This window comes from Acinetobacter sp. YH12137 (assembly GCF_013418535.1).
Classification (GTDB): Bacteria; Pseudomonadota; Gammaproteobacteria; order Pseudomonadales; family Moraxellaceae; genus Acinetobacter.
In genome coordinates, this window is the sequence record NZ_VPBW01000003.1 from 142,392 (window position 1) to 167,665 (window position 25,274).

Below are 25,274 nucleotides of genomic sequence, written 5' to 3' on the forward strand. Positions count from 1 at the left end.
TTTAGCGTTGTAAAGTGAGAAGCACACCAATAAAAATCACCACGCCACCTAAAAGACGTTGCCAGTTCACCGGCATTTTTTCATTGCCCAGCAGACCAAACTGATCGACGATCATGGACATCACCATCTGACCAAAAATAATCATTCCGGTCAGTGTCAGGAAGCCCATTTTAGGTGCAGCATAAATGCTCATGCTGATCGCATAAACACCTAAAAATCCACCTAACCAGAGATACCAGGGAATTGCCATCAGCTCCTGTAAGCCTGGTTTGGGATGTGACTGAAACAGCACGATGCCGGCAAGTACTATTGTACCAATCAAAAAGGAAAAAAATGCAGCTTGAATAGGAGAATATAAATATTCTTTTAATTGGGTATTAATAGCCGTCTGTAAGGTCAGCAAGACCCCGATTGCAAAGACCAAAGGCAATAAAATAAGGAGCTGGGAGGATATTTTCATAATTTTAACTATCTAATTCTATTTAAATTTTTAAGCATTAGGTGATGGCGATTTTAATTTTAGCAGTGTTGTTGCCGAGTCATGTTAAAATTACGCTAGATCTTGTAGTTGTTTTTGAGTAGTTCTTTGGCTGAATTGAATCCTGCACTTATTCCCTTATCCCTGTATATCCATATGCCGTGGTGCGTACGTAAATGTCCGTATTGTGACTTTAACTCGCATGCCGTGCCTGATGGGGAATTGTCTCTCGAGCTGGAGCGGGAATATCTGCATGCGCTGGTAGAGGACTTTAAAACTCAGGTTGATTTTGCCCAAGGCCGTTCGATTCATAGTGTATTTATCGGTGGGGGAACGCCATCACTGATCTCTGCTGCAGGTTATCAGTGGCTGTTTACCGAACTGAAAGCACTGATTCCTTTTGAAGAGAATTGTGAAATCACACTGGAAGCCAATCCAGGTACGGTGGAGCATGATCCATTTGCTGGCTATTTAGCAGCTGGTATTAATCGTCTTTCTATTGGCGTGCAAAGTTTTAATACCGAGCATCTGAAAAAGCTGGGCCGAATCCATAGCAATGAAGATGCGATCTCGGCGATTGGCCTGGCGCGTGATGCTGGTTTTCAACGGATTAATGTGGATTTGATGCATGGCTTACCTGAACAGACACTAGAGCAGGCACTCAATGACCTGAAACTGGCAGTCGAGAATGGTGCTACGCATATTTCCTGGTATCAGTTAACTATTGAGCCGAATACTGTGTTTTTCCGTACTCAGCCGATTTTACCGGTCGATGAAGTACTGGAAGAGATTCAGGAACAGGGCGAGGCTTATTTAAAAGCCAATGGCTTTATCAATTATGAAGTCTCTGCCTGGCGTGAAGAATTACCATCGGCACATAACCTGAATTACTGGCAATTTGGTGATTATCTGGCCATTGGAGCAGGGGCGCATGGCAAAGTGACTCAACCGGATGGTGTTTACCGTTTCCAGAAAACCCGTTTGCCCAAAGACTATTTAGCCAAAGTGCCAGCAGAACATTTGCAGTTTAAGCGCATCGAAGCGGCAGATATGCCGTTTGAATTTATGATGAATGCCTTACGTTTAAATGAGGGTGTGGAAGCGAAGCTTTATCTTGAACGAACAGGTTATAGTCTGGATACACTGGATGAATTGCTGACTTCATTGCGCCAACGTCAATTAATGGTAGAAGATGCAGAACGTCTGGCATGTACTGAGCAAGGTCACATCTTTTTAAACTCTGTGCTGGAAGAGTTTCTTTAATTGCCTAATCTATCCGAATAATTAATCCAGTTTAAAAAGAAAAAGCCCGATGAGTTACATCGGGCTTTTTCTTCTCTCTCCACTATGCATTTAAGCCATTCGGATTAACGATACTTAGGTGGCAACTTGTGATGCGGGCCATTGTGATGATTTTTGTTGAAGAAGCCTTTATGGTCTTTCTTGCCAAACTTATCATGACGATCATGCTGGTTAAAATGCGCTTTAGGAGGTGCTTTATGGAAACCCCCTTTATGCGGCATTGGTTTCTTATCAAAATGATGCGCTGCTGGCGTTGGATGACGATGATCCGGTCCAGGAGCTGCCATTACTGACATGGTAGCTGTTGTTGCGATCAAGCCAATCATTAAAGAAGAAACTAATTTTTTCATGATCATACTCATATTTATTCAATGAGTTCATCATAGGAGTCAGTGATGTAGGGAAAATGGAGCCGTAGACAAGACTTTTGTAAATTTCAGAATTTCTTTCAATTTCGTATATAAGTAATTAATAAATAACAATTTTTATTAAAACTTCTATATTTTTATGGGCAATTTTTGATTTTAAAATCATCAAAATTCTTCTCAGTTTCTTCATGTTTTAACCTGAATAAATTTAGATGAAGAAATTTAGGACAAGATGATGAATGAAAAGCGAATATTTTTAATTATCTTTAAAATTTAATTAATTGATCTAGAAACTAAAATTAGCCAATTTAAGGTACAAAAAAAGCACTCTAATGAGTGCTTTTTTTCATCTTTGCAATATTAGATTGCAGTGATGTTAGTCGCTGTAGGACCTTTTTGGCCTTGAGCTACGCTGAAAGAAACCTTTTGGCCTTCAGCTAAAGTTTTGAAACCTGAACCTTGGATTTCGCTGAAGTGAGCGAAAACGTCTGGACCATTGTCTTGTTGAATGAAGCCAAAACCTTTAGTTTCGTTGAACCACTTTACTGTACCGGTAACTGTGTTAGACATAATATAACCTATTGAATCTTATGGATTTATAGTCAAAATTTCAGATGACTAGCTGTAACTTTGAAAAATAAAAAGGATGGAGCTTATTGATCTTTAAAACGAAGGTTTATGACTAAAACTGCGATACTTAAAAGAAGACTAACCAAAACAAGAATTTTTCTAGTTATCGCCATCATACCCTGTATTTATAGATATTCAAGTAAATTATATGGATTATTTAATAGACGTCTGAAAATTATAGATATAAATTTGTGTAGTTTGTGTACACAGCAGATTTTTCTTTGTATCAACTCATCATTTTGACATATGAAAAAGAGCGCCGTAGCGCTCTTTTTAAAGCTAAAACCTAAACTTTTGACTTAGTAATCAAAGCTGAAGTGTTCTGCTGCCAGTGAAGTCATGGTTTTTGATGGATTCACCATCGCTTCAGCATGGCCTTGGGCACGCGGCAATAAACGCTCAAAGTAGAAATCAGCAGTTTTGATCTTCGCTTTATAGAACTCTGGAACTTCTGCACCATCACCAGCAACCAGTTTCGCTGAAGCCACCGCAGCTTGTTGTGCCCAGAAGTAAGCCATCATCACATAACCCGAGAACATCAGGAAGTCCACAGAAGCAGAGGATACGATGTCACGGTCTTTACGTGCTGCCAGCATGATGCGTACAGTGAGTGCATTCCACTGTGCACATAGCTTGGTCAGGTCCCAGGCAAAACGGCGCATGTATTTATTACGTGCATGCTGACCACAGAATTTCAGAATTTCAGCGGTATAATCACGGATCACTTTACCTTTAGAGGTCAGCAGAACTTTACGACCAATCAGGTCAAGCGCCTGAACGCCAGTCGTTCCTTCGTACAGGGTAGAGATACGTGAATCACGAACGATTTGCTCCATGCCCCATTCTTTGATGTAACCATGACCACCAAATACTTGCATACCGTGGTTCGCTGCTTCATAACCCATTTCAGTCAGGAAGCCTTTCAGAATAGGGGTATAGAAACCTAAGTGATCATCCTGCTGTTCAAATTCAGCAGTATCACCACGCAGCAGAGCATCATTCATGTTATCTGCGATTTGTGCAGCATGATAGATCATGGCACGACCACCTTCAGCAATCGCTTTCTGGGTCAACAGCATACGGCGTACATCAGCATGGTGGATAATCGCATCCGCCACTTTTTCTGGATCTTTTTTACCAGACAGGGCACGCATCGACATACGTTCTTTGGCATATGGCAATGCACCCTGGAACGATAGTTCTGCATGACAGATACCTTGGATTGCGGTACCAATACGCGCGGTATTCATGAAGGTAAACATGGCATGCAAGCCTTTGTTTGGCTCGCCAATTAAATAACCTACTGCATTGTCAAAGTTTAGTACCGCTGTTGCAGAGGCACGGATCCCCATTTTGTGTTCAATCGAACCACAGTTCACCGCATTGCGTTCACCAATACCGCCATCTTCAGTGGCAATAAATTTCGGTACGATGAACAGGGAAATGCCTTTAGTGCCTTGTGGCGCATCTGGAAGACGTGCCAAAACGATGTGCACGATATTTTCAGTTAAATCGTGTTCACCCGCAGAAATGAAGATTTTAGTGCCAGAAATCGCATAAGTACCATCAGCTTGCGGTTCTGCTTTAGTTTTTACCTGACCCAGGTCGGTACCACATTGTGGCTCAGTCAGACACATGGTTCCTGACCAGGTACCTGCAACCAAATGCGGTAGATAGGTGTTTTTCTGCTCGTCAGTACCATACTGGATGATGGTATTGATACAGCCCACGCTCAAACCTGGATACATCTGGAAAGACCAGTTTGCTGTACCCATCATTTCGGATTTGATCAGGTTTAAAGACATCGGCAGGTTTTGACCGCCAAATTCTTCAGGATAAGACAGACCTTGCCAGCCACCTTGCACGAACTGATCATAAGCTTCCTTGAAGCCTTTAGGTGTGCGTACTTCGCCATTTTCAAAATGACAGCCTTCTGCATCGCCGGTCTGGTTCAGTGGAGAAAGTACATTTTCACAGAAATCTGCCGCACCTTCTAGAATCATGTCTACCGTATCTGCATCGGCATATTCGCCATTTGACAGTTTTTGGTAATGTGCAGGGTAATCAAGCACTTCATTCATTAAGAAGCGAATATCACGTAAAGGAGCTTTATATGCTGGCATGCGTTTAATCCTGATTAAAATAGTTTTGGATTATCTGTATCGATTCTATGATTATTCACATTGGGGATAAAAAAACATTGATAAAGACAACAAATAAAAATGTCAGAAAAGCGAATCGAGAAGATCAGACAAGTTTAAAGATTAAATAACGGAACTCTCCATCTTTAAATAAGGCACTTCTATTTAAAAATGCTTATCTGTCTGGACTTTAATCAACATTTAGGGAGATTGTCTAGGGGTATTTTTGTATGAATTGTACACGAATGTTAGGGTCTAATCATTGGATAAATCATGTCATTAAATCCAATTTAATTTTATTATTTTTAATGAAAGGAAAAGAGCGAACGGATTAATGGCTAACCCGTTCATCTCAAAAATATTCAGAATTAAAGAAAATCTTTCAACTCAGGTTTTACTCCGTTCCAGATATAAAAAGATTCAATGGCCTGACCGACTAGCATGCCGAAACCTTCAGAGGTAGGGACGCCACGAGCTTGAGCTTGATCCAGAAAAGTGGACGGTTTGCCATAGGCCATTTCATAGGCATGTTTAAACTGTAGGGCTTCAGGTAGTACCAGCGCATCACCACTAAGACTGGCAGAAGTCGCATTAATTACAATATCAAACTCACCGGCTAAATCAGTTAAGGCAATGGCTTGTAACTCCGCTTGAGGCACAGCGTCTTTTAGATCGGCAACCAGTTGTTCTGCACGTGACAAAGTACGGTTAGCAATAACAATCTTCTTCACACCGGCCTGTACCAATGGATAGATCACGCCGCGGGTCGCGCCACCAGCACCAATAATCAGGATATCGGTATTTTCCAGAGTCCAGTCAAGAGCACGAATAGCCTCGACTAAGCCTTGTCCGTCAGTATTGTCGCCATGCAGGAGACCATCTTTCATCCATAGGGTATTAACGGCTTTGGCGATTTTGGCGCGTTTGGTAAGGACCTGGCACTGGGCAAAGGCCTGTTCTTTGAAGGGCACAGTCACATTCATGCCAAGACCGCCCTGAGCAAAAAATTCCTGAATATTGGCGGTGAAACCATCCAGTGGGGCAAGGCGTTTGATATAGGTCAGATCGACCCCGGTTTTGGCAGCGAAAGCCTGATGCAGTTCAGGAGAGCGTGATTGTTCGATGGGGTTGCCAATAACGGCAAATTGCTTGCTCATTTCACCATGTCCATGTGCGGAAATGGCCATTAATATACGTGAAAATGCAGGAGGGCTAAAGCCTGTCAGCAGTGAAAAGCAGGCTGAAGTTTAAAGGTTTAGGAACTACAAATCTCAATAATATGTTCGACAAAAAGCAAGGCCATACTAAATAAGGTTCCAGCAATCGTGAGGATACTCACAAAAATGGCCACTACATCTAGAATCAGGTTATGACTAATGACAGCGGTACTAATCGCACTAATACCAAGCGCCAGAAATAGCCAAAAGGCCAACGTAGCAGGATTAAGGTGAAGCTTAAACATTGTTATTTTTACCTAGCAGAATTTATCTTTATCAGAGTTAAGATCAAGGAGTAGATCCTGAAATATCTTTCTGAGTTGCAGTATAGAGGATTTATCCATTAAAAAAGCCCTCGATCTGAGGGCAATTTGTATTTAAATATTTTGATTGCTTTATTTTGTTTTTAATTCTGTTAACCAGTCATGCGGTTTAAGATAGTAATCGGTCAAGCGTTTTTCTGGTGATCCTTCAGCCCATTCCGGGCGGTATAACCAACCGGTAAGAGGTGGCAGACTCACCAGAATTGATTCAATCCGGCCACCAGTCTGCAGGCCAAATAGTGTGCCACGGTCATATACCAGATTGTATTCCACATAACGGCCACGACGATACAGCTGGAAATCACGTTGTGCTTCAGTATATGGCTTATCCTGATTGCGCTGGAAAATTGGCAGAATGGCCTCTAAATAACCATTGCCTACGGCCTGCATATATTGGAAACAGGTTTCAAAATCCCATTGATTCAGGTCATCAAAGAATAGGCCGCCGACACCGCGCTGCTCATCACGATGTTTTAGATAAAAATAATCATCACACCATTTTTTATGTTCCGGATAAACCTCTTCGCCAAAAGGCGCACAGAGATCATGTGCCGTCTGGTGCCATGACAGCACATCTTCATCATTTGGATAGAAAGGGGTGAGGTCAAAACCGCCACCAAACCACCAGATTGGATCCTGACCTTCTTTTTCCGCCACAAATAAACGTACATTGGCATGTGAGGTCGGGACATTCGGATTTTTAGGATGGATAACCAAAGATACACCCATGGCTTGGGCTTTAGCTCCGGCTATATTCGGATGACGTTCAGTGGCTGAAGCGGGCAGTTTGGAAATATTGATGTGAGAGAACATCACACCGCCTTTTTCAATTACCGTACCATTTTGCAGTACGCGTGAGCGGCCACCGCCACCTTCAGGACGTTCCCAGTCATCAATCACGAATTCAGCCGTGCCGCCACCGGCACGTTCCTGCTGTTCCAGCGCGGCACAAATCCGGGCTTGCAGGTCGAGGAGAAAATCGCGAACGCGTTGAATATCTGCAGAGGTAGGATGCTGCATCAGAACCCTCATAGGGAAATAAAAAGACTGCTTACATCAAAGCATAAAATGGCCTAAAAATTAAGGTGTTTTTCTGGATGCTCACCATCTGTAACAACATTCAACCTAATGTTTTAGAAGGATGTGTAGTGCATTAAATCCGACCAGACTACTAGGTTGAATTCTTTTTTTGAGCTCCGCACAATAACCTCAACAGCGCTCTATGCAGCGCATTAACCTGACTGATAAGGTGGTAGGCATTCATGACTGTGCAGGCAAATTCTCTCATTCAAAAATATAATGTCCCCGGTCCTCGCTACACCAGTTATCCAACCGTCCCTTATTGGGAAGAGTCAGGATTTTCACTAGAGCTTTGGAAGCAGACACTAAAACGTTCTTTTCAGGAGTCGAATGCGACTGAAGGCATCAGCCTGTATATTCATCTGCCATTTTGTGAAAGTTTATGTACCTTTTGTGGCTGTCATAAACGGGTGACCAAACGTCATGAAGTCGAGCAGCCTTATATACAAGCTGTGCTGAAAGAATGGGAGCTGTATTGTGAGTTATTAGAAGAAAAACCCATCATCAAAGAAATTCATCTTGGTGGTGGGACACCGACGTTCTTTTCCATTGAACATTTAACCCAGCTGATTCAAGGTATTTTGTCCAAAGCCAAGATTGCAGCAGAGCATGAATTCAGCTTCGAAGGTCATCCAAACAATACCACGCGTGAGCATTTGCAAGGCTTGCATGACCTGGGTTTTCGTCGGGTCAGTTATGGCGTGCAGGATTATAATGAAACCGTACAAAAAGCCATTCACCGGATTCAGCCTTATGACAATGTCAAACAGGTGACTGAATGGGCACGTGAAATTGGTTATGAATCGATTTCGCATGATCTGGTTTTTGGTCTGCCATTTCAAAGTCTGGATGATGTTTTAAATACCATTGATCAGACCAATTCATTGTTACCAGACCGTCTGGCCTTATATAGCTATGCGCATGTGCCTTGGATTAAAGGGAATGGTCAGCGCGGTTTTAAAGATGCTGATGTACCCAAAGATGAGATCAAGCGTCAATGTTATGAAGAGGGTAAGAAAAAGCTCCTAGCGCATGGTTATCATGAAATTGGTATGGATCATTTTGCGCTAGAAAAAGACAGCATGTACCAGTCCTTTCAGTCTGGAACTTTGCACCGCAATTTTATGGGTTATACCGCGTCTAAAACTCAGGTGATGATCGGACTCGGAATTTCTTCGATTAGTGATAGCTGGTATAGCTTTGCGCAGAATGTGAAAACCATTGAAGAATATTATGAACTGCTAGAGCAGAATCAGATTCCAGTGGTGAAAGGCCATATCCTGACTCAGGAAGATCTGATTATTCGTAAACATATCCTGAATCTGATGTGTAGCTTTACTACTTCTTGGGCAAAACCTGACATGCAGTTTTCTGAAATTGATGAAGTTCTAAAGCAGCTTGAGGAAATGCAACAGGATCAGTTGATCAAAATTGAAGACTCTTCAGTCACGATTTTGGAGAAAGGGAAACCATTTGTACGCAATATTTGCATGGCTTTTGATTTACGTTTAAAGCGTCGTATGCCAGAGAACCGGATTTTCTCGATGACGATCTGAATCTCCCCCTAACCCCCTCTTTTTCAAAGAGGGGGAAAAGCCTCCCTGAGCAAGACTTAAGCATGGCTTTAAGTCGAAGCGCAAGAAAGGGAGGTTTGGAGGGATTAAGTTAAAAGGTCGAAGGGATTTAAAAATAATTAAAAATCTTCCTTCTGATACATATGCGCCATACGCTCATGCTTGGTTTTGAGGTATTGCTCATTGAATGGATTCAGACCCACAGTGAGTGGTACACGGTCCACTACATTAATGCCTAATTCCTTAAGAGCATTGATTTTTTTAGGGTTATTAGTAATCAAGCGGACGGCTTTTACACCTAAGTGATCCAGCATGATGCTGCACATATCATATTGACGTGCATCTGCCGGTAAATTCAGCATCAGATTGGCATCGACCGTATCATGGCCTTGGTCTTGCAAGGCATATGCACGGATTTTATTGGTTAGGCCAATTCCGCGTCCTTCCTGACGTAAATAGAGAATGACACCTCGACCCACTTCATTAATTAGTTTTTGTGTTGCCTGGAGTTGAGGGCCACAGTCGCATTTTAATGAAGCAAAGGCATCACCGGTTAAACATTCAGAATGTACACGGACCAGCACAGGTTCATCACTTGGTTCTTCTAAGCCTTTAGAAAGAGCGACATGTTCTTCGCCAGTTTTAGGGTCTTGAAAAACAGTAATTTTAAATTCACCATGAGCGGTCGGTAATCTTGAAGTTGCGACAAATTCGATAGGCACAGCTGAACCCGTAAAATCCTAATAAAGTAGCTAAAGTATAGCGTAATGCTTAAACATTAGTAGAATTGCTCAGCTGAATTTATGAAGAACATTTTCTTTTTTGTAGAAAGCGAACGATAATAGTTGATAAATAGTAAGATTATTCAGGATAATCGTAGCCTGCAAATTTTTCACCCCGACGAGATCGCTGTTTAATATTGCATCGCTAGAAGCGTAGCTGAATTGAAGCTGCTACAATTCAACTATATGATCGGTTATTCCCCATTGACCTAGCTTAAGATTTTGCCAGGCTTTAGAAGGCTTTGCCATATATGCTGTATACAGAAATACCAACTCAACGCCCTGTAACACCGTTGCTTGATGTGATCGATCATCCTGAGCAACTGCGTGCACTCGAGCAAAGCCAGCTCACACAAGTGGCGGATGAGTTACGTCAATTCATTTTGTATGCTGCGGGTCAGAGTGGTGGACACTTTGGGGCCAATCTGGGTGTGATTGAGCTCACTGTCGCTTTACATTACTGCTTTAATACGCCACATGATCGCCTGATCTGGGATGTGGGTCATCAGGCTTATCCGCATAAGGCGTTGACCGGACGTCGTGAACAGCTCACTACAATCCGTGCCAAAGATGGCCTGGCTGCATTTCCAGCGCGTGAAGAATCCGAATTTGATACTTTTGGGGTAGGGCATTCATCTACCGCAATTTCTGCTGGTCTCGGCATGGCTTTGGCACGCCGTTATCAGAACAATCCGTGTGAAGTCGTATCAATCATTGGTGATGGCGCCATGACAGCAGGTATGGCCTTTGAAGCTATGAATGATGCTGTGGCACATCAGGCTGACTTGATGGTGGTTCTGAATGACAATGATATGTCGATTTCATGTAGTACTGGTGGTTTTGCCAAGCATCTCGCTGCAATTTGGGAGCGTGGCGAATTCGTCAATGTGACTGAAGATGGTGAGGCTTATGTACAGCCACATCCGGAATGGCTATATAACTCACGTTTACATCAAGCTGCAACTGATGCCGCAGATAACCTGTTTAAAGCCATTGGTTTTGATTATTTTGGTCCTTATGATGGCCATGATGTCAAACAGCTGGTACACGTTTTTAAAGCCTTGAAAAAACGTAAAGGTCCACGTCTGATCCACATCTATACCAAAAAAGGTAAGGGCTTTGCGCCAGCAGAATGTGACCAGATTAAATACCACGCCATTAGTAAACTCAATGCAGTTGCAGTCCCTAATTCAGCACCGAAATATTCGGATGTATTTGGACAATGGTTATGTGATGAAGCAGCACAGGATAAACGCCTATTGGCGATTACTCCGGCAATGTGTGAAGGTTCAGGCATGGTGCAGTTTGCCAAAGAATATCCTGAACGTTTCTTTGATGTGGCCATTGCAGAACAACATGCAGTAACGCTTGCCGCTGGCATGGCTTGTGAAGGTCTAAAACCGGTCGTCGCAATCTATTCAACTTTTCTACAACGTGGATATGACCAGTTGGTGCATGACGTGGCACTGCAAAATCTGGATGTGACGTTTGGGATCGATCGTGCCGGTCTGGTTGGTGAAGATGGTCCAACGCATGCCGGCGCCTATGATTATGCCTATATGCGTACCATTCCGAATCTGGTGATCATGGCACCAAAAGATGAGAATGAATGCCGTCAGATGTTGCATACGGCTTATCTGTATCATGGTCCGGCAGCAGTGCGTTATCCGCGCGGGAATGGACTGGGTGTGGAAATCCAGAAAACCATGACCGAGATGCAGATCGGTCAGGCAGAATTGTTGCTCAGTCTGAACGAACAATATGATGAATATGTTTCAATTCTAGCGTTCGGTAGTCGGGTTCAAGCCGCAGTTGAAGCCGCTCAGGTATTTGCCAGCAAACATGAGGTGGGTGTACGCGTGGTAAATATGCGTTTCATCAAACCACTGGATACCAAAATGTTAAACCAGCTGGCCCATTCTACCAGCCTGTTTGTCACTGTTGAAGAACATGCAGTTATGGGCGGCGCAGGAAGTGCAGTGAATGAGTATCTGGCTGAAGCTCAAATCGTTAAACCAATCCTGAATCTAGGTTTAGCGGATAACTTTATGGCACAAGCAACACATAGCCAGATGTTGCAGCAGGCAGGACTTGATAGCCAAGGCATTGAAAAATCAATCAATGAGGCCTGGTCAAAGCGTTCTGTTATAAACGCTTAAAAAGTTTCGACACATTTTTTCCCAAAAAGCCCGGATATTTGCTAAAATATGCGGGCTTTTATGCATTATTCTTTATCAGTATCTTCAAATTTGTAGTGGGTGTTCAATGGAACCTATGGTGGTGATGGCTGCGCGTGCGGCTCAATTAGTTGGTCAAGAGCTTTTAAAAGCGCATCAAAATCGTCATAAACTCGATCTGCAAGTCGAAGAAAAAGGCATTGATGGTCCGGTAACGCGTGTAGATCGTTATCTGGAACAGTTGACCATCGATACTCTACGTAAAAGCTATAAAAATCACAGTTTCCTTGGTGAAGAATTTGGTCTGCAAGAAGGTAAAGGTCACGACGCTGATTGGTGTTGGGTGATCGATCCACTTGATGGCACACTAAACTTTATCAACGGTTTTCCGCATTTCTGTATCTCTATCGCAGTTCAGCACAAAGGTGTAACTCAACACGGTGTTATTTATGACCCGGTGAAAGATGAGCTATTCTCTGCGAGCCGTGGTCGTGGTGCGATGCTGAACCAGCGCCGTATCCGTGTAAATGTTAAAGACAGTCTGAACAATACTTTCCTGGCAGTAGGTCATGCTTACCGTACTAAACGTAATGGTGAAGTAGTCTCTTATGCCAAGAATCATTTTGATGCATTGCTCAATGTGACTGAGGCAGGTGCACAATTCCGTCGTGGTGGTTCAGCTGCCCTGGATCTGGCTTATGTCGCTGCTGGTCGTCTTGATGGTTACTTCGAGCTTGGCTTGAAACCTTGGGATATTGCAGCAGGCGAGTTAATCGTGAAAGAAGCGGGCGGTACTGTGGTTGATGCGCGTGGTGGTAGCGATTCTATGGAAAATGGTCAAGTTTTGGCTTGTTCAATGAAAATGCTGAAACCTCTTATGCAAGCAGTTGTTCCTGCTTGGGGTGAGGCAGCGAAATAATCGGGTTTAACGCCGTAAATCGAATATTAAAAAGGTATCTCTCGGGATGCCTTTTTTATTTTTAAAAATAATTCCGAGATAAATATCTTCATATTTAGATGATTCACAGCATTGATAAAAAGAAAATTGACCGGCCGGAGAATTAATTACATTTCTTTTCTTGGTTAAGTCTTGGAAATTGATGAAGAAATTAGCAGTTAAACAAAATAATCTGAAAAGCGGATGACTTTATGAATAATCCTGCTATAATCTGCGCACGCACTTAATTTCTGTTCGTCACCTGAACATTTCTCTTCTTATCATTGTGTATGCGCGTGCGGTCCAAAGAGAGGACGATATCTCGCGCCCCAATCGCTAAAGCGATTCCTTCAGGTTATGCCGTAATCATGCGTGCGTTATATCACATCGTCGTTACTCGGATCGCCGCTGAATCATCTCTTTTCAGCGTTTAATTGCTGTACCGCTTTTTGTCGATGTCCATTTGACTTTATTTTTAATGGAGCACCCAATTTCCGGGTGGAATACTCTATGAGCAAAACTTTTGCTGAATTTTCTTTGCATGAATCGTTACAACAAGCCCTTCAAGGCTTAGGTTTTACTACTCCGACTCCTGTACAAGAACAATCTATCCCTGCTGCACTAGAAGGTAAAGACCTTTTAGTATCTAGCCAGACAGGTTCGGGTAAAACCGCTGCGTTCCTTCTCCCAACTTTGAACGCACTTGCTAACCAAGATACTTTCGTACCATTTAAAGAACGTATGAAAGCGGTGACTCAACCAACTATTCTGGTGATTTCACCAACTCGTGAATTGGCACAACAAGTATGCCAAGACGCGATCGCATTTGTACGTCACATGAAAGGTGTTCGTATTGCTGCAATTATGGGTGGTATGCCATTTGGTAAACAAATCCAGCAGTTAAAAGGTGCACAGGTTGTTGTAGCAACTCCAGGCCGTTTACTTGACCTTGTTAACCGTCGTCAAATCAAACTTGACAAAGTTGACTCGCTGATCGTCGACGAAGCTGACCGTATGCTGGATCTTGGCTTCTCTGAAGACCTAGAAGCAATCGGTGACTTGGCTGCAAACCGTAAACAAACACTGATGTTCTCTGCAACTTTCGCTCCACGTATCATTACCCTTGCTGAACGCATGATGAATGAACCAGAGCGTATTGCAATTGAAACTGGTCACTCTACCAATACTGACATTACCCAGACTTTACACTGGACTGATGGCTTTGAGCACAAGAAAAAACTTCTTACTCACTGGTTAAACGAAGAAGACGTTGATCAGGCAGTGGTCTTTGCTTCTACTCAAGAAGATACAGATATGCTGGCTGAAGAACTTGCTGAAGCAGGTTTGTCCGTTGTTGCTCTACATGGTGCGATGCCACAAACCGTTCGTAACCGTCGTCTGCGCAGCATCCGTGAAGGTCGTGCAAAAATCCTGGTTGCAACTGACGTTGCAGCACGTGGTCTTGACGTACCGACAATCTCTCACGTGATCAACTTTGGTCTTCCTATGAAGAACGAAGACTATGTACACCGTATCGGTCGTACAGGTCGTGCGGGCCGTACTGGTAAAGCAATTACTTTAGCGACTTATCGTGAACGCGGTAAAATCCGTGCACTAGAAGACTTCCTTGAAGCTCGTCTAAACGTATCTGAAATTGAAGGTCTTGAGCCATCTCCACCTCCTGCACGCGGTAGCCGTGATGGCGCTGGTCGTGGTCGTGGCGGTCGTCGTGATGGTGGTCGTGGCTTCGGTGGTGGTCGTCGTTTCGAAGGCGAGAGCAACTTCAAACGTCGTGAAGGTGGTGATGACCGTCCACGTCGTAGCTTCGATGACAAACCTCGTGGCGAACGTCCTGCGTTCGGTGGCGAAGATCGTCCACGTCGTGACTTCAACAGCGATCGTCCACGTCGTGAAGGTGGTTTCAGTGATCGTTCACGTCGTGACTTCAATGAAGACCGTCCACGTCGCGAGTTTAACAATGATCGTCCACGTCGTGACTTTGGTGACCGTCCTCGTTTCGAAGGTAATGATGACAACCGCGGTAACCGTGTAGATTACAAACCACGTCGTGAAGGTTCATTTGGTGACCGTCCAAAACGTGATTTCGGTGATCGTCCTGCTCCACGCCGTGAAGGTGGTTTCGGTGACCGCCCAAAACGTGATTTCGGTGATCGTCCAGCACGTCGCGAAGGTGGTTTCGGTGATCGCCCAGCACGTTCATTCGGTGATGACCGTCCAAAACGTGACTTCGGTGACCGTCCAGCGCGTCGCAACTTTGATGACAAGCCACGTGGCGAGCGTTCATTCGGTGAAGATCGTCCACGTCGTAAATTCAATGACTAATTGAATAACGTCTGAAAAAAAACCAGCCTGAGTGCTGGTTTTTTTATGCATTGATTTTTTGTTTTTTCAGCATAAAATGCCTACTTCATCAACTTTTTCTGGGTTTATGATGATCCGTAATCTGAAAGCGTCCCTTTATAGTCTTTCATATTATTGAGGGGGTACATGTCCTACATCGCGGTAACTTTGCTTTTGTGCAATCTGATTTATTATGTATATCGTTTTTTAAATGGATCATAGTCTGTTAAAATCGCGTCGAAATAAAATTTTTGATTACTAGAAATATATGGCCAGGCATGGAGCATTATGTTTTCCATGAACTTGACCCTTCATTTTCAAATGCTAACATGTTGAACTTCGTTCTTTTGTCATATGCATGCTGAAAAAATGCAGGAATAAACTCAGCTATGAAAAATCAAACAGCGCAGGATCCTCAGTCTTTGATTGAAGTCAAGAATTTGAGTTTCAAGCGGGGTGAGCGTGTAATTTATGACGATGTCAGTTTAAACATTCGTCGTGGGCAGATTACCGCCATTATGGGACCTTCCGGAACTGGTAAAACCACTTTATTAAGATTGATCGGTGGGCAACTGACGCCTGAACAGGGTCAGGTTTTACTGGACGGTAAAGATATTGCCAAGATGTCCCGTTCCGAGCTTTTTTCCGCACGTGCACGTATGGGGATGCTGTTCCAAAGTGGCGCTCTGTTTACCGACATGAGCGTCTATGAAAATGTTGCCTTTCCGATTCGTGCGCATACCAAATTGCCTGAACATCTGATTGCTGAAATTGTGGCTTTGAAACTCGAGTCAGTAGGACTACGTGGGGCAGAGCAAATGATGCCTTCAGAGCTGTCTGGCGGGATGAATCGCCGGGTGGCTTTGGCTCGGGCGATTGCACTGGACCCTGAACTGATCATGTACGATGAACCTTTTGCCGGGCAGGATCCGATTGTGATGGGGGTTTTAACTCGACTAATCCGCTCTCTACGTGAAGCACTGGATTTAACAACCATTATTGTTTCGCATGATGTGGCAGAGACTTTATCGATTGCCGATTACATTTATGTAGTCGCAGAAGGCAAAATCCAGGGTGAGGGCACAGCAGAAGAATTGAAAAATCATCCTTCAGCCTTTGTGCAGCAGTTCCTAACCGGTTCGGTTGAAGGCCCGGTAGATTATCAGTTTAGTCATCAGGCTTATTTAAGTGATGAGGTACGTTCATGAATGCCATTGCTGCCTTAGGTAGACGCGTTATTGAACGTGTTCAGGGAATTGGTGTTGCAACACTGATGCTGTTGCAGATTCTCTTTTCCATGCCAACCTGGCTTGGAGTAAAGCTGTTTGTTTATCAGATGTATCGGGTCGGGGTACTGTCGCTCTTGATCATTGCGGTATCTGGCCTGTTTATTGGTTCAGTACTCGGTTTGCAGATGTATACCATCCTGTCGACATTTGGTAGTGAAGCGATGCTTGGTACTGCAGTGGCTTTAACCTTGTTACGTGAATTGGCACCTGTGGTTGCTGCCTTACTGTTCGCGGGTCGTGCCGGTTCTGCTTTAACCGCCGAAATTGGTCTGATGAAAGCGACCGAGCAATTGTCCAGTATGGAAATGATCGGGGTCGATCCCTTAAAACGGGTGATTTCACCACGCCTTTGGGCCGGTATTTTTAGCTTGCCCATGCTCTCTGTGATCTTTGCTGCGGTCGGGATTATGGGCGGAAAAATGGTAGGTGTTGATTTTCTGGGTGCAGATGAAGGTGCATATTGGAGTGGCATGGAAAGTACCGTGCGCTTCTATAAAGATGTCCTGAATGGCACCATTATCAAGAGTTTTGTTTTTGCATTAATTTGTACCTGGATCGCGGTTTATCAGGGTTATGCCTGTGAACCAACATCAGAAGGTATCGCAACTTCTACAACACGTACGGTTGTCTATTCTTCGCTGTGCGTATTAGGTTTTGATTTCGTGTTGACTGCGGTCATGTTCGGAGGTATTTAATGAAATCACGTACTAGTGAGCTGGCCGTTGGTGTTTTTGTCATTCTTTTCGGTATCGCCCTGTTCTTTTTGGCGATGCGTGTCAGCGGTCTGGTAGGCACCAATATTTCTGATAGCTATCAGATGACAGCGACTTTTGAAAATGTAAATGGCATCAAGCCACGTGCTAAAGTTGCTTTGAGTGGGGTAAAAGTCGGTCAGGTCGATAAAATTACACTGGATCCGGTGACCCGTTTAGCCACTGTCCATATGACACTGGATGGCTCTCTGACTTCTTTTAATGCCGAGCAGCTCAAGCAGGTTCAGCAGGAAGCATTGGAAGAGTTACGTTATAGTTCAGATTATACCGCAGCCGATCCTGCGCAACAAAAAACAATGGAAAAACAACTATTAGATAACATGAAATCCATCACCAATATTGATGAAGATGCTTACATTATGGTAGCAACAAATGGTTTATTGGGTGAAAAGTATCTGAAAATTATTCCAGGTGGCGGTCTGACTTACTTGAAACGTGGTGAGCAGATTGCGAACACTCAAGGCACCATGGAAATTGAAGATTTAGTGACGAAATTTATTACCGGTGGTGCCGGAAAATCGTCAGATAGTCAGGAAAGTGCCTCAGAAGAAGCTGCATTTTCAGAAACAACAGATGCGGAACCTGCATTTGTTGAATAACAGATTGAGGAGATTTGAGTGAAGACTTTAGTAAAACAAACGCTTGCTGCAAGCATTCTTTCAACAATGGTTGCTGGTACAGTGTTTGCTGCACCGTCTGAAGCCCCACCTGCTTTTATTAAAAGAGTTGCAGACAATTTGATTGATCGTCTTAAAACCGATCATGCCAAATTGCAAAATAATCCTGCGCTTGTGAAAACGATTGTTCGTCAGAATCTTGACCCGTATATCGATTCACAATCGTTTACCCGGATTGTGATGGGGACTTATGCGACCAATCAGTATAGTACTGCGGCGCAGCGTGCACAGTTTGAAAAGAACTTCCGTGAAACCCTGATTGAAAATTATGGTACGGCTTTCTCTAAGTTCAGTAACCAGACTTACAGCGTTCGTCCTTACAAGGCGACTAACAGCAAAAATCCTGTGGTGACTATCGACTTTAATAACAAAGGCGAGAAAATCCCGGTTGCTTTCCAGCTGGTTGATAAAGGTTCACAATGGAAAATCCGTAACATCAATGTTTCTGGTATTGACCTGGGTTTGCAGTTCCGTAACCAGTTTGCGGCTACAGTAAAACGTAATGGTGGTAATCTGGATAAAGCCATTGCTAACTTCAAGCCAGATGCAGAAGCGGCGATTGACAAGAAAAAATAAGATAGGTGAGCTGTGATTCAATTCAATAATCAGGAACTGCAGGTTTCAGGCAAGATTGACGCTGACAATGCGCAGAACTATTACCTAGATGGTCTGCGTGTTATTCACTCACAGGGCAAGTTTCCTGTGGTAGTTAATTTGGCTGGACTTGAGCAGGGTAGTACTTTGGCTTTGGCCGTTCTGGTGCGCTGGTTGCGCCAAACTCCGCAAGCACGAGGGCTACAGTTTAAAGCGGTTCCTGAGAAAATGATGAAGATCATTCAGGCCTGTCATTTGCAGGATGATTTACAGATCATTCAGTAAATAAAAAAGCACCGAAAGGTGCTTTTTTATTGCCGGTATATTTTAAAAAAGTTCCTCCCTTTCTCAAAGGGAGCTTAGGAGGGGTTAGTTAATTAACCTCTCCCTAAAGGAGAGGGAACTTGTATTTTAAAAAAGTGGAGAAATGGGCCTGGACTCGAACTTTAAGCAAATATTGGAAGTCTTTTCTCTCTGAGCGAGATTTAAAGCACTGCCTTAAATCTAAGCACAAGAGAGTTAATTCTCACCTCACCCTTGAGCAGCAGTGCTGCACATCACCTGAAAAGAGAGGGAAATTCCTCCCTTAGGAGAAATTAGGAGGGATTCTAAATCCACTTCTTCCATCTAAAGTAAATAAGAGGCCCAATCAAAAAGCCCATAATAATAATGCTCACCATCACAAAGCTCATCGAACCTTGAGCGAAGGGCAAGACATCAGTGTTCATCCCGTAAATACTGGCAATTAGCATGGGGGGCGCGAGCATACTTGGTAAAATCGAGAAGCGACGGATCGTATCATTCTGTTCAGTGTTAATGAATCCGGACGTGGTATCCAGCAAGAAGCGGACTTTCTGGAACAGGAAGGCATCATGCTCGACCAGTGAGCGGACGTCTTCACTGAGTTCTCGAATATCCGCATCATAAATATGACTGCCTAAGGCACGTGGACGTGACAGGAAGGTAAGTACACGGCGTAAATCGATCAGACAGAGCTGAGCTTTCCCGAGCATATCTTCCAGTTGGGCCAGACGGGTAATCATGTCATCCAGATCAAGGATCTGTTCACGATGCCGGTTATTCAGCACTTCGGTTGAGTATTTTTCCAGATCCTTATGCACATCTTCCAGAATATCGGCCAACTCATCCAGTTTGGCCTCGAGCAAACCCAGCAGAATCCATGTCGGATCTTTATAGTCAATATCATAATCATTGCGACGCGCACGGGCACGAAAGGCCCGGAAAGCTACCAGCTTTTCACCGCGTAGGGTAAAGAGCCGGTCTTTATGCAAAATGAAAGCGACTGTCTGAACCGTCGCGAGGATACTGGCATCATCCTCATGTTCACTTTCGACCTGATAATTTTTATTTTTCGTTAAGAAATAGGTACTGATGTGCAAAATACCGTCATCATCACGGTAAAATCGGGCACTCGAAGAAATATCTTCCAGAGATTTTAAAGTGGGTAGGTTTTGCTCATAGGCATCCAGAATCCATTGCTGTTCTTCCTGTGAAGGCGCAATTAAATCTATCCAAACCAGTTCCGGATGCAGGTCGAAATCACCATTGATGGTGGCATCTTCTAGGCTACCGCGCTCTGTGGCGTAAAAGGCTTCAAGCATGCTGTCTTTTCTCCCTTGCGCAGTATGTTAATCTAAATGCGTGTATTTTAGACAAGGAATTGAATAAAAACACTGATTGTGCAGTTATTTTTGAAAAAAAACTCTCAGGCGCTGCCTGCGTACTATATACCGGCAATGCAATGGTGAAAATGATGAATTCTATCGCAATTTTCTGTGGCTCAGCGCTAGGTTCTGAACCTGGTTATAAACAAATTGCTGAAAAGGTAGGCCAAACTCTGGCAAAAAGACAGCAAACACTGATTTATGGTGGTGGTCGTTCCGGATTAATGGGCATTGTAGCGGATAGTGCCTTGGCTGCAGGGGGCGAGGTTATTGGTGTTATTCCAAGACCCTTGGTGAATCGTGAACTGGCACATCCACATATTACCAAGCTGTATGTGGTCGATAATATGCATGAGCGTAAGACCAAAATGTCAGAACTCTCCGATGGTTTTATTGCCATTCCGGGTGGGGCAGGAACGCTCGAGGAAATTTTTGAGCAATGGACTTGGGCACAGCTCGGGATTCATAAAAAACCTTGCGCTTTTCTTAATGTTGATGGTTTTTATGATGATTTGCTGAAATTTATTCAGATGACCACGGACAAAGGCTTTACCAAGCCACGTTTTACTGAATCCCTGATCGTAAGTGATGACTTCGAAGAAATTTTGAAAAAATTTCAAGACTACCAGCCGCCTGAAGCAAAATGGGGTATGGTCGATCAGGAAGATCTCGTAAAATAAGTGTTTTCCACTTGATCGTTCCGAATTCATGAAAATTATTACCGTCGCAGCTGCCATTATTTTGAATTCAGATCAGCAGCTGCTGGTGGTTCGTAAGAAAAATACTGACTGTTTTATGCAAGTGGGTGGCAAGCTGGAACCGGATGAAGCACCTGAACGCACCCTGCTACGTGAAATTAAGGAAGAAATTGGTTGTCAGGCTGAGATTCAGCAATTTATCGGGTGTTTTGAAACTCAAACTGCCAATGAACCGGATCATCAACTGGTTAGTTATGTTTATCTGGTGCAGTTAGATGGCGAACCACATATTGAAGCTGAGATTGCCGAGATGAAATGGGTGGATCTGGATCAGAAAGATGTGAAACTTGCACCTTTAACTACAGAAATTGTCATACCTTGGGTTAAAAAGAACTTACTGGCCCAAGCCTGATTTAAAGTTTGGCTCCCGCCAGACAGGCGGCATAAATCTGCTGACAGCCCAGTTTTTCCAGTTGCTGGCTCAAAGCTCGAATTGAGCTGCCAGTCGTAACCACATCATCAATAATTAAAACCTTACGATAACGGACTTTTGAAGAGATAGTGACCCTGAACTGGGCTTCAATATCTTCGATACGTTCCAGACGGCTTAAGCCTTTTTGTGAATGTTGCTTGAGTCGTTCAATTGGTTGCCAGACGGGAACTTGCAAGTGTTTAGCTACATGCTTGGCCAGCAACAAAGATTGATTATAGCCACGTTCAACCAGTCGTTCGGTTGAAATCGGCATAGGAACCACTGCACTGACTTTAGGAAATTTTAAGGTTAGTAATGCACCTTCCAATAATGGTTCCAGATGCAGCTTCTGCTCATATTTAAATAATTGAATCAGGCGATCCATCGGGTAGGCATAGTCACAAGCCACCTGAAACTGCATTTCCTGACGCTGAATAGTCTGATGTGCCCAAGGTAACTGTTGCCAGCAATCCTGACAGACAGAATGCAGGTTTTGATAATCTGTCTGGCACAGCTGACAAGGCTGTAAACGATTCAGCCAGAGTTTACCCTGTTGTAACAGCTTAAACATAGGCATAGCGTGGAGCCTCAGGTAGCCAGCGTTTTAATAATGCATCCGCCTGTTTCGGATAATCTTTTAACATCTGCTGGGCGACATAATGCGCCTGATTCAGCAAGTGATCATCACGTGCCAGTTTCGCTACACGGAAACCCATATCACCGGTCTGTTTGGTTCCTAACAATTCACCCGGACCACGTAATTCCAGGTCTTTCTCGGCAATGATAAAGCCATCATTGGTTTCGCGCATGATACGCAGACGTTCCTGACCATTTTGTGACAATGGATTTTTATAGAGCAGGGCACAGAAACTGGCTTTGGCACCACGACCCACCCGACCACGCAGCTGATGTAGTTGTGACAGGCCAAGCCGTTCGGCATTTTCAATCACCATAATCGAAGCATTCGGGACATCAACACCGACTTCGATCACAGTTGTAGCAATGAGTAGCTGCAGTTTATTGTCTTTGAATTCCTGCATGACTGCCTGTTTTTCATCGGCTTTCATTTTGCCATGTACCAGACCGATATTCAGTTCAGGGAAGCGTTCCTTGATCTCGGCAAAGGTTGCTTCTGCGGCTTGAGCATCCAGAGTTTCCGACTGTTCCACCAAAGTACAGACCCAATAAGCCTGTTTACCTTCAGCACAATTCGTGGCAATCCGTTGCAGAACCTCTTCGCGACGATCCAGCGGAATGGTCACAGTCTGGATCGGAGTACGACCCGGTGGCAATTCATCAATAATTGACGTATCCAGATCGCCATACGCCGACATAGCAAGCGTGCGTGGAATCGGGGTTGCGGTCATCACCAATTGATGCGGCGACATGCCATCCAAGCCTTTATTTCTCAAGGCTAAGCGTTGATCGACCCCAAAACGATGCTGCTCATCAATAATTACTAAGCCCAGTTTGGCAAACTCGACATTTTCCTGAAACAGGGCATGTGTGCCCACCACCAGATGCGCGCTACCATCACGGATCACTTGCTCTGCTGTAGTACGCGCTTTACCTTTCTGCTTGCCGGAAAGCCAGGCGACATTTAAACCGAGTGGTTCGAACCAGCGCTTGAAGTTGAGGTAATGCTGTTCGGCCAGAATTTCAGTTGGCGCCATCAGCGCGACTTGCCAGCCTTCTTCTAGGGCATGACAGGCTGCTACGCCGGCAACCAAGGTTTTTCCTGCACCCACATCACCCTGCACCAGACGTAGCATCGGTTTATTCTGTTTCAGGTCTATAGCAATTTCCTTAGATACGCGTTTTTGCGCACCGGTCATTTCGAAAGGCAAACCGGCCAAAAGCTGTTTGGCATAGGTCTTACTTGGAGAAAATGAAGGGGCTTCAATCTGCTGAATAAAAGCACGCCGGGTCAGCAAACTGATTTGATGTGCCACCAGTTCCTCAAAAATCAGACGCTGCTGTGCCGGATGTGAGCCTTGAGTGAGCTGCAACATATTGGCGTCCAATGGCGGATGATGAATATATTCCAGTGCCTGCTTCAGGCCATAACCATTGCTAAATTTTTGTGGCAACAGTTCAGGCAAATCATCACTGTGCAGTTCTAGTGCCTGTTTAATATATTCCCGCAGCTTAGGCTGAGTCAGTCCTTCGGTTGCCGGATAGATCGAGGTGAGTTGGGTATGAGGCAGAGGTGTATGTTCAGTAATGACTTGCAGCTCTGGATGATACATTTCCAGACCACGGGCACCGACTCGCACTTCACCAAAGACTCTTAAACGGTTACCGAGCTTGCAGCGATCGGTAATGCCTTTATAAATATGATAAAAACGCAACGTTACTTTGCCAGAATTATCATCCAGTAAAACTGCCATGGACTTACGTTTACCAGGTGGGAAGTCAATTCCTTTCACGACACCTTCCAGCAAATAGCTGCGTCCCACTGTCAATTGATTCATGGGAATGATCGTGCTACGGTCTTCATAGTCACGTGGTAGATGAAAAAGCAAATCATCAGTATTAAAGATATTTAGTTTTTCGAGTAAAGCAGCGGCGGCATTGCCAACGCCTTGTAACTGATGGACTGCAGCCATGTCCCCTCAACCAGGTCTGTGATTCGGTGTCGAATGCATATTTTATTTATTGGTTATGGTAAAACATCCGAGCGGGTAGCTAAACAATTATTTGAGCAAGGTCATCAAATTAGCACAATTAGCCAAAGTCCCAAAACAGATTCATTCGCAACTCATCTGATTCAGGATGTGCATACTCTAGATTTAAGTGCAGTCGCTTCGATTGATTGGGTCTATGTGTTACTCAGTCCCAAACAGAGTGGTGTCGAAGCCTATCAGCACATTTATCTGGATTCGGTTCAGCCAATCGTCACTGCCTTGAAATCCCATCCGGTAAAAAGAATTGTGGTGGTTTCATCAACCCGGGTTTATGGACAGAATGCAGGTGAAAGCGTGGATGATGAAACTGAAATTCATCCGAATGATGCTCAAGGTGAAATTCTGCATCACATCGAACAGGCGTATCTCGCGGCTTATCCTGATCAATGTACCATTATCCGCCCAAGTGGGATTTATGGGACTTCTGTGGCACGTATGCAGAAAATGGCAACCTCAATGATCAGTTATCCAAATCTGCACTGGTCGAATCGTATTCATATTGAAGACTTATCACGTTTTCTAGCTCATATGATTCACGTGGAACATCCTGATTCTTCATATATTTTGACTAATAATCAGCCACAACTTTTGCATGAAGTCTTGCAATGGTTTCAGCAGCAGATGGGTTTATTTATATTGAAAGTGGAAAGTGACAGGGTGGCGGGTAAAAAGCTGTATGCCACAAGAATGGAAAAGATAGGCTTTGAGTTAGAGCATCAGGATTGTTTTCAGGATTATTTAGAGTTGATGAATAAGACTGATTTATAAATTTGGAAGTTCCTCCTCCCTCTGGGAGGAGGTTAGGAGGAGGGTTTTTTTAAAATCACCTCTCCCTTGCGCAGCAGTGCTGCTTGTATCTTGATTGATATAGTGATTAGCTACCACTATACGCAAATTGTAGAGTTTGGAGTGCTGCTAAAATCTTAAATTTGAACCTGAGATAAAACCTACAATTTGCCCTTATCCCTCATACAACTCTGAACGGTAACTAAGCACTTTGATGCTGTATTCACAAGGTAAGATGATGGT

24 protein-coding genes are annotated in these 25,274 nt (G+C 43.9%); 13 read left to right on the forward strand and 11 right to left on the reverse strand.

From position 1 onward, the window contains the following. Window position 1: 1 nt before the first annotated feature. The gene (locus tag FTU72_RS02885) at window positions 2–460 is read right to left on the reverse strand and encodes a DMT family transporter (RefSeq protein ID WP_004786999.1); all 459 of its coding nucleotides are present in this window, start codon (window positions 458–460) and stop codon (window positions 2–4) included. 126 nt (window positions 461–586) lie between these two features. On the opposite strand from FTU72_RS02885, the gene hemW reads away from it, so the two are divergent. Continuing rightward, window positions 587–1,741, forward strand: a complete 1,155-nt coding sequence (gene hemW / locus FTU72_RS02890) for a radical SAM family heme chaperone HemW (protein ID WP_180003274.1) — start codon at window positions 587–589, stop codon at window positions 1,739–1,741. 104 nt (window positions 1,742–1,845) lie between these two features. Here hemW and FTU72_RS02895 read toward each other — a convergent pair whose 3' ends face one another. The 6 genes from FTU72_RS02895 to hemF all read right to left on the reverse strand — a co-directional run bounded on the left by FTU72_RS02895 (window position 1,846) and on the right by hemF (window position 7,479). Further along, the gene (locus FTU72_RS02895; RefSeq protein ID WP_159122646.1) at window positions 1,846–2,130 is read right to left on the reverse strand and encodes a hypothetical protein; all 285 of its coding nucleotides are present in this window, start codon (window positions 2,128–2,130) and stop codon (window positions 1,846–1,848) included. 378 nt (window positions 2,131–2,508) lie between these two features. Next, window positions 2,509–2,718: a cold-shock protein gene (locus FTU72_RS02900; RefSeq protein WP_004786992.1), complete on the reverse strand. Its 210-nt coding sequence runs from the start codon at window positions 2,716–2,718 to the stop codon at window positions 2,509–2,511. A 359-nt stretch (window positions 2,719–3,077) separates the two neighbouring features. Next, the gene (locus FTU72_RS02905) at window positions 3,078–4,901 is read right to left on the reverse strand and encodes an acyl-CoA dehydrogenase C-terminal domain-containing protein (protein WP_166135889.1); all 1,824 of its coding nucleotides are present in this window, start codon (window positions 4,899–4,901) and stop codon (window positions 3,078–3,080) included. 386 nt (window positions 4,902–5,287) lie between these two features. After that, on the reverse strand, window positions 5,288–6,076 hold the full coding sequence (aroE, locus tag FTU72_RS02910; RefSeq protein WP_180052396.1) for a shikimate dehydrogenase: 789 nt from the start codon (window positions 6,074–6,076) through the stop codon (window positions 5,288–5,290). Between the two features lie 98 nt (window positions 6,077–6,174). Further along, the gene (locus FTU72_RS02915; RefSeq protein ID WP_180052395.1) at window positions 6,175–6,381 is read right to left on the reverse strand and encodes a hypothetical protein; all 207 of its coding nucleotides are present in this window, start codon (window positions 6,379–6,381) and stop codon (window positions 6,175–6,177) included. Between the two features lie 150 nt (window positions 6,382–6,531). After that, on the reverse strand, window positions 6,532–7,479 hold the full coding sequence (gene hemF / locus FTU72_RS02920; protein ID WP_180052394.1) for an oxygen-dependent coproporphyrinogen oxidase: 948 nt from the start codon (window positions 7,477–7,479) through the stop codon (window positions 6,532–6,534). A gap of 242 nt (window positions 7,480–7,721) precedes the next feature. Here hemF and hemN point away from each other — a divergent pair, with 242 nt between their 5' ends. After that, window positions 7,722–9,095: an oxygen-independent coproporphyrinogen III oxidase gene (hemN, locus tag FTU72_RS02925; RefSeq protein ID WP_180052393.1), complete on the forward strand. Its 1,374-nt coding sequence runs from the start codon at window positions 7,722–7,724 to the stop codon at window positions 9,093–9,095. 137 nt (window positions 9,096–9,232) lie between these two features. On the opposite strand, the gene ribA is transcribed toward hemN, so the two are convergent. Then, entirely contained in the window at window positions 9,233–9,835 is a 603-nt protein-coding gene (gene ribA, locus FTU72_RS02930) for a GTP cyclohydrolase II (protein WP_125278981.1), read from the reverse strand. Window positions 9,836–10,146: 311 nt separating this feature from the next. On the opposite strand from ribA, the gene dxs reads away from it, so the two are divergent. From dxs to FTU72_RS02970, 8 genes are all read left to right on the forward strand, one after another. Continuing rightward, window positions 10,147–12,054, forward strand: coding sequence for a 1-deoxy-D-xylulose-5-phosphate synthase (dxs, locus tag FTU72_RS02935; RefSeq protein ID WP_180052392.1), 1,908 nt, complete (start codon window positions 10,147–10,149; stop codon window positions 12,052–12,054). Window positions 12,055–12,160: 106 nt separating this feature from the next. Further along, window positions 12,161–12,991: an inositol monophosphatase family protein gene (locus tag FTU72_RS02940; RefSeq protein ID WP_004786976.1), complete on the forward strand. Its 831-nt coding sequence runs from the start codon at window positions 12,161–12,163 to the stop codon at window positions 12,989–12,991. A 528-nt stretch (window positions 12,992–13,519) separates the two neighbouring features. Then, window positions 13,520–15,352 carry a DEAD/DEAH box helicase gene (locus FTU72_RS02945; protein WP_180003280.1) on the forward strand — a complete coding sequence of 611 codons (1,833 nt, stop codon included), beginning with the start codon at window positions 13,520–13,522 and terminating at the stop codon, window positions 15,350–15,352. Window positions 15,353–15,759: 407 nt separating this feature from the next. After that, window positions 15,760–16,578 (forward strand): ABC transporter ATP-binding protein, encoded by an 819-nt coding sequence (locus FTU72_RS02950; protein ID WP_005233709.1) that lies wholly within the window; start codon window positions 15,760–15,762, stop codon window positions 16,576–16,578. Beyond that, window positions 16,575–17,354, forward strand: coding sequence for a lipid asymmetry maintenance ABC transporter permease subunit MlaE (mlaE, locus tag FTU72_RS02955; protein WP_004786970.1), 780 nt, complete (start codon window positions 16,575–16,577; stop codon window positions 17,352–17,354). The genes FTU72_RS02950 and mlaE overlap by 4 nt, the downstream gene beginning before the upstream one ends. Continuing rightward, window positions 17,354–18,031, forward strand: coding sequence for an outer membrane lipid asymmetry maintenance protein MlaD (locus FTU72_RS02960; RefSeq protein ID WP_004786968.1), 678 nt, complete (start codon window positions 17,354–17,356; stop codon window positions 18,029–18,031). Before mlaE ends, FTU72_RS02960 begins: the two co-directional genes overlap by 1 nt. A gap of 18 nt (window positions 18,032–18,049) precedes the next feature. Beyond that, a complete protein-coding gene (locus FTU72_RS02965; protein ID WP_004786965.1) occupies window positions 18,050–18,685 on the forward strand; it encodes a phospholipid-binding protein MlaC in 636 nt (211 codons plus the stop codon). Between the two features lie 12 nt (window positions 18,686–18,697). Next, window positions 18,698–18,988 carry a lipid asymmetry maintenance protein MlaB gene (locus FTU72_RS02970; protein ID WP_159122637.1) on the forward strand — a complete coding sequence of 97 codons (291 nt, stop codon included), beginning with the start codon at window positions 18,698–18,700 and terminating at the stop codon, window positions 18,986–18,988. Between the two features lie 323 nt (window positions 18,989–19,311). Here FTU72_RS02970 and FTU72_RS02975 read toward each other — a convergent pair whose 3' ends face one another. Next, window positions 19,312–20,325 carry a CorA family divalent cation transporter gene (locus FTU72_RS02975; protein WP_004786961.1) on the reverse strand — a complete coding sequence of 338 codons (1,014 nt, stop codon included), beginning with the start codon at window positions 20,323–20,325 and terminating at the stop codon, window positions 19,312–19,314. A 152-nt stretch (window positions 20,326–20,477) separates the two neighbouring features. Between FTU72_RS02975 and FTU72_RS02980 the strand changes: the two genes are divergently transcribed. Further along, complete coding sequence (locus FTU72_RS02980; RefSeq protein ID WP_034590268.1) at window positions 20,478–21,068, forward strand: TIGR00730 family Rossman fold protein; 591 nt, start codon at window positions 20,478–20,480, stop codon at window positions 21,066–21,068. 28 nt (window positions 21,069–21,096) lie between these two features. Continuing rightward, window positions 21,097–21,498 (forward strand): NUDIX domain-containing protein, encoded by a 402-nt coding sequence (locus FTU72_RS02985; RefSeq protein ID WP_166135917.1) that lies wholly within the window; start codon window positions 21,097–21,099, stop codon window positions 21,496–21,498. A 1-nt stretch (window position 21,499) separates the two neighbouring features. Here FTU72_RS02985 and FTU72_RS02990 read toward each other — a convergent pair whose 3' ends face one another. Both FTU72_RS02990 and recG read right to left on the reverse strand, forming a co-directional pair. Next, window positions 21,500–22,135, reverse strand: coding sequence for a ComF family protein (locus tag FTU72_RS02990; protein ID WP_180052391.1), 636 nt, complete (start codon window positions 22,133–22,135; stop codon window positions 21,500–21,502). Next, entirely contained in the window at window positions 22,122–24,167 is a 2,046-nt protein-coding gene (gene recG / locus FTU72_RS02995; RefSeq protein WP_179992766.1) for an ATP-dependent DNA helicase RecG, read from the reverse strand. Before recG ends, FTU72_RS02990 begins: the two co-directional genes overlap by 14 nt. A 33-nt stretch (window positions 24,168–24,200) precedes the next feature. On the opposite strand from recG, the gene FTU72_RS03000 reads away from it, so the two are divergent. Next, a complete protein-coding gene (locus tag FTU72_RS03000) occupies window positions 24,201–25,013 on the forward strand; it encodes an NAD-dependent epimerase/dehydratase family protein (protein WP_180052390.1) in 813 nt (270 codons plus the stop codon). Window positions 25,014–25,274 lie beyond the last annotated feature (261 nt).